The organism is Streptomyces sp. NPDC001970 (assembly GCF_053594115.1).
In genome coordinates, this window is the sequence record NZ_JBSFDW010000004.1 from 339,707 (window position 1) to 344,578 (window position 4,872).

The window sequence follows — 4,872 nt, forward strand, 5'->3', positions numbered from 1 at the left end:
CTTCCCCCCCCCCCCCGCCCCTCCTCCTCTTGGTTTCCACCCCCCCGCGGGTCCCCCCTCGTCCAACCCCGCGGGCGGGGGCCCCCCCGGGCGCCCCCCCCGGACGTCGTCGACCCCGGCCCTCTCGACACCGTCCGCCTCCGGCGCGAGCTCGAGAGGGCCGAGCCCTCTACCGGGCTTCGCGGTTCCTGCGCCCCTCCGACGCCGGCGCACGGTCGGCACGGGGCGCACGCGCGCCCACGTCGAGCACGGACTGGAACTGCGCGCGCCTCGCGGATGCGGCCCGTCGCCAGGTAGGCGCGGCGCAGGCGCTCGCACATGGCCTGATGGACGTCCAGCGCCTCCGCCTGGCGTTCGCTGCCGTACAGGGCGCGCATGCGCAGCGCCGACAGCACGCGTACGCCCGGGCCCGCCCCGGCCGCGTCTTCGCCAACGACCAGGTGGACGCCCGCCTGTTGAACGTCGAGGAGGCCGTACGCGCCGTCCTCGATCACGCCCGCTACGGGGACGTCCTGTTCGCCCTGGAACAGGGAGCCGGCTCCGACGCCACGTACACCGCCGAGGTGCACCGGGCCCACGCCGCCTGGCTCGCCGCGCTCGCCGAGCCCGAAGGCATCACCCACCTCGGCAACGGCAGGGTCCGCTTCACCGGCCCCGCCGTCGCGTATCTGCGCGGTCTTCCGGAACGCCTCGGTTGCCACGTGGACGACGAGGACCGGCTCCGGCTCGCCGGCGAGTCGTACCGGTTGGTCCGCGAGCCCCAGCACACCGGCGAGGCGAGGCACGCCTTGAAGGAGGCATGGGGTGACCGGGGTCGGTGACCGTGGCCACCAGGAGGCCGTCACCGACGTCGTGCCCGGGCTCCTCCACTGTGCCGTCCGTGCAGGTCATGGCGTGATCGCCGGACGCCTCAGCGCAGCTCCTGGATGCGGATCATGTTGCCCGCGGGATCGCGGAAGGCGCAGTCGCGCACGCCGTAGGGCTGCTCGGTCGGCTCCTGGACGACCTCGGCGTCGTTGGCCTGCAGCCGTTCGAAGGTGCCGTCGAGGTCGGTGGTGGCCAGGAGGATACCGCCGTAGGTGCCCTTGGCCATCATCTCGACGATGGTGCGACGCTCGTCGTCGGTCACGCCGGGGTCGGCGGCCGGCGGATGCAGGACGATGGACGTGCCGGGCTGGTCGGCGGGGCCGACCGTGATCCAGCGCATCCCCTCGTATCCGACGTCGTTGCGGACCTCGAAGCCGAGGGTGTCGCGATAGAAGACCAGGGCTGCGTCCGGGTCGTCATGCGGGAGGAAGCTCGCGTGAATGGTGATGTCCATGCTGGTCACGCTAGCTGGGGCTCAGTGGTGGCGCTTCTCGATTCCTGATCGGTCTGGTCACCTGTTTCGCCACGCACGACGGCATCCCGGCCGTCGCGCGCGCCGCGTCGCGCCGGTAGGTGCTGGGCGGCATACCGACCAGTTCCGTGAAGCGCGTGCTGAAGGTGCCCAGCGACGAGCAGCCGACCGCGAAACAGACCTCGGTGACGCTGAGGTCGCCACGGCGCAGCAACGTCATCGCGCGCTCGATGCGCCGCGTCATCAGGTAGCTGTACGGCGACTCGCCGTACGCGGCCCGGAACTCTCGGCTGAGGTGCCCGGCCGACATGTTCACGCCGCGCGCGAGCGCCTCGACGTCCAGCGGCTGCGCGTACTCCCGGTCGATCCGGTCGCGAACCCGGCGCAGCCGCGCGAGGTCGCGCAGGCGCTGTGCCGGGGCGGGTCTGCTGGTCACATGGGAAATCGTACGTCGAGCCGGGATCGCCCGGCGGCGTCACCTCGCCTTCTTGCACGTCATCGTCGACGTCGATGACGTCGGTGTCTGGCCGGGTGACCGTGAAGTCGTCCCCCACCTCGTCGTAGCGTCGGCGGAGGCAGATCGCGCATCGGCTCCCGTTCCTGTCAGCTTCGACAAGCTCGTCGAGGACAAGGACATGGCGCTGCTGTTCGGCAGCATCCATGCGCCGGTTGGCGCGGTGGTTGCGCCTGGCGACGAGCATGCAGCCGATGACCGGGACGAGGACCGCTCCGAGATTCCTGCGCAGTCCCGTGCCGGCCGGCACCGCCGTCACTCCCTCATGCTCACCGCCTGAGGCTCCACGGCCGCCGACCGGGCCGTACGGCGGGGGCGGTGCCGCCCGCGTCGTCTCCTGCATCCACCGCGACGACTCCGTGGACGTGACCGTCGAGATCACGATCACCGGCTCCGTACCCCGCGCGTACGCGCTGCACGTCAGCGCACCGCCAAGCACGGCGGCGACCCGGAAGCATCAACTCCCGTTCGATATATGCCGGTTGACGAGCACACAATGCCTACCGGCGGGTAGCAAATCCCTTGATCGTTGTCGAATTATCCGCTTAGATTCCCGACTGTCTCATTCACCTCAACTCAAGGGGACAACACGTGCGTTCTGCGCGTCTCCACACTCTGCACGAGCCCGCTCGCCGCACAGGTGCGGCCGCCCTCGGCGCCGCCGCCGTCCTCGGGGTCTTTTCGCCTCCGCGGCGCAGGCCGACTACTGGGCCAGCTCCCTGTCGAGCGCCCGTCCGGGCTTCGAGTCCCGCCGCTGGTACGACACGGGCGGCTCGACCAACATCCAGTTCACCGGCTGCTCCGACACCGGCAGCGACAGAGTTGTCAATGTCACGCTCCGCAAGGACGTCACCGGACCCGACCCGCAGTACGTGAGCGCAGCGTCCACCAACTGCTTCGCGAGCAGCTCGGCGACCTCCTCCGGCGATTGGTCCGACCACGGCGAGGGCGAGTACTACTTCGCCATCAACTACGGCGTCGTGAACGTCCACACCTGGGTGAAGTCGCTGAAGGTCACTTACCAGTCACGCACTAGAAGGTCTTCCCTGCCCCCACCGACAAGGTACGACCCACATGCCCCTGCACTATCAGTCCTGCACCTTCCGATACACCTCACGCGCCCGCCCCGTACTGGACCACCTCACTCTGACGTTCTCTCCCGGCCACACCGTCCTCCTCGGCCCCAACGGCGCAGGGAAGAGCACGCTTCTCTCCCTCGGCGCCGGCGCCCAGACACCCCGGTCGGGCACCATCCGCTACGGAGACTTCGACTCCGCCACCCGCAAGCACCGCCGCGCCTACCGTGAACGGGTCTCCTGGCTGCCCCAGCGACCCGGCTTCATGCCCGGACTCACCTGCCGCGAACACGTCGCCTACGTCGGCTGGCTCAAGGGCATGCGTGAACGCGACGCCTGGCACGCCGCACCCTCGGCAATCGAACGAGTCGGCCTCAGCGACAGACTCAACGACAAGATCAAGACACTGTCCGGCGGTCAGCAGCAGCGCATCGCCATCGCGCAGGCCCTCGTCCACGACGCGGAACTCCTCCTCCTCGACGAACCCACCGCAGGCCTCGACCCGCACCAGCGACGCCGATTCCTCGACCTGTTGGTCTCCCTGCGCGGGAACGTCCACGTCATCGTCTCCACCCACGACATCGCCGACCTCGACGAATCCTTCGACGAAGTCGTGGTCCTCGAATCCGGCAAGGCACGCTTCCGAGGCACCGTGATGGAATTCGCCCAACACGCCGAACCGACCTTCGCCCCCGCCCGACGTCTGGAGAGCGCCTACGCCTCTCTCCTGGAGGCGGCCGAATGATCACGTGGGCCAACCTCCGCGCATCAGCCGCACTTTGGCTGATGATCCCCGTCCTCGTCTACGCCTCCCTCTACATCGGCGACGCCGCCTCCCCGGTGGCCTCCCGCTACGGAGTCGAATCCGGCGAGCTCGCCGCCTACGCAGTGGCAGTCATCGTCCCGGCAACAGCCGGAGCAGCCGCCTGGGAATCGGGACGTCACCACATGCTGGGAGCCCTGCGCGCCACTGCCCACCGCAGCGCGATACGACAACTCCTACGTGCCACCACACCCGTCCTGATCTTCCTCCTCGTACTCGTCATCGGCGCTACCGCCATGGCGTACGACGCTGTAGGGACGCTGCCCCAGGGCGCCGGGTGGCTCGCTGTCGCCCACCTGATCGTGCTGTCCTGCGGCTGGCTCGTCATCGGCTGGTGCCTCGGTCTCGTCATGCCCAAGTCCATCGCCGCACCATCGGCTGCTGGGCATGGCTGTCCTGGCCCCATGCGACAGCCAACCCGTGGGTCAGGCACCTGGGAGGTTTCCTTGACGGGCTCTCCAGCGTCACCGACGTACGCTCACCGGTCGTCTACTTCGCCCCATGGGGCGTCACCGCCGCTCTCGCGCTCGCGCAGTGTGTCTCCTCGTAGGCGAGAGCGAGGTGCCCGTCCCGAGCATCACCAGCGGCATGGGAGGCGCCCAGCTCGCCATCTTCACCCCCGTTCTGGTTGTCATCGCCGTCATGTACTGCCTGGACCGCAGCCTCGGCCGGGCGGAGACCACAGCCGTGCTGCCCATCGGCACTCTCGACCGGGGAACCGTCGCGGTCACTGCGGGCCTTGCCCACCTGGCCGGGCTGCTGGTCGGAATGGACATCGCCCGCAACACAGTCCTGCTTCTGGCCGTTGCCCTTCTCGTTCGGCGGCTGGTCAACGAAGCAGCCGCGACCGTAGCGGGCCTCATGGTCCTCATCCTCAACCTCGTCGCAGGCCGCGCCTACAACCCCGACGGATTTGTCGGCCACACCTGGTGGGCCATCGCCCTCTACCCGGCCGACAGCGTGAGCGCGTGGCTGATCACCATGCTGGTGTTCGCTCTCGCGCTCCCTCTCGCGCTCCCTCGCCGCTAGTACTCCAGCAGTACTTCGTGGCTTGACCTGGGGAAGCGTCGAGCGGTGGGAGTGTAGCGGGCAGGATGCCGTCACGGACGGCTTCTGCTCG

General features: G+C 69.2%; 7 protein-coding genes. 4 read left to right on the plus strand and 3 right to left on the minus strand.

The genetic code is table 11. From position 1 onward, the window contains the following. Nucleotides 1–326: 326 nt before the first annotated feature. The gene (locus tag ACWCP0_RS08145; protein WP_451078031.1) at nt 327–821 is read left to right on the plus strand and encodes a hypothetical protein; all 495 of its coding nucleotides are present in this window, start codon (nt 327–329) and stop codon (nt 819–821) included. 89 nt (nt 822–910) lie between these two features. Here ACWCP0_RS08145 and ACWCP0_RS08150 read toward each other — a convergent pair whose 3' ends face one another. Both ACWCP0_RS08150 and ACWCP0_RS08155 read right to left on the minus strand, forming a co-directional pair. Beyond that, entirely contained in the window at nt 911–1,321 is a 411-nt protein-coding gene (locus ACWCP0_RS08150; protein WP_451078032.1) for a VOC family protein, read from the minus strand. Between the two features lie 10 nt (nt 1,322–1,331). Further along, nucleotides 1,332–1,775, minus strand: coding sequence for a helix-turn-helix transcriptional regulator (locus ACWCP0_RS08155; RefSeq protein WP_451078033.1), 444 nt, complete (start codon nt 1,773–1,775; stop codon nt 1,332–1,334). Between the two features lie 52 nt (nt 1,776–1,827). Between ACWCP0_RS08155 and ACWCP0_RS08160 the strand changes: the two genes are divergently transcribed. Then, nucleotides 1,828–2,133 (plus strand): hypothetical protein, encoded by a 306-nt coding sequence (locus ACWCP0_RS08160; protein ID WP_451078034.1) that lies wholly within the window; start codon nt 1,828–1,830, stop codon nt 2,131–2,133. Nucleotides 2,134–2,556: 423 nt separating this feature from the next. Here the strand turns inward: ACWCP0_RS08160 and ACWCP0_RS08165 are convergent, their stop codons facing one another. Further along, nucleotides 2,557–2,688, minus strand: a complete 132-nt coding sequence (locus tag ACWCP0_RS08165) for a hypothetical protein (protein WP_451078035.1) — start codon at nt 2,686–2,688, stop codon at nt 2,557–2,559. A 239-nt stretch (nt 2,689–2,927) separates the two neighbouring features. On the opposite strand from ACWCP0_RS08165, the gene ACWCP0_RS08170 reads away from it, so the two are divergent. Both ACWCP0_RS08170 and ACWCP0_RS08175 read left to right on the plus strand, forming a co-directional pair. Continuing rightward, a complete protein-coding gene (locus ACWCP0_RS08170) occupies nt 2,928–3,674 on the plus strand; it encodes an ATP-binding cassette domain-containing protein (RefSeq protein WP_451078036.1) in 747 nt (248 codons plus the stop codon). 612 nt (nt 3,675–4,286) lie between these two features. After that, nucleotides 4,287–4,781 carry a hypothetical protein gene (locus tag ACWCP0_RS08175; protein ID WP_451078037.1) on the plus strand — a complete coding sequence of 165 codons (495 nt, stop codon included), beginning with the start codon at nt 4,287–4,289 and terminating at the stop codon, nt 4,779–4,781. Nucleotides 4,782–4,872: the final 91 nt, after the last annotated feature.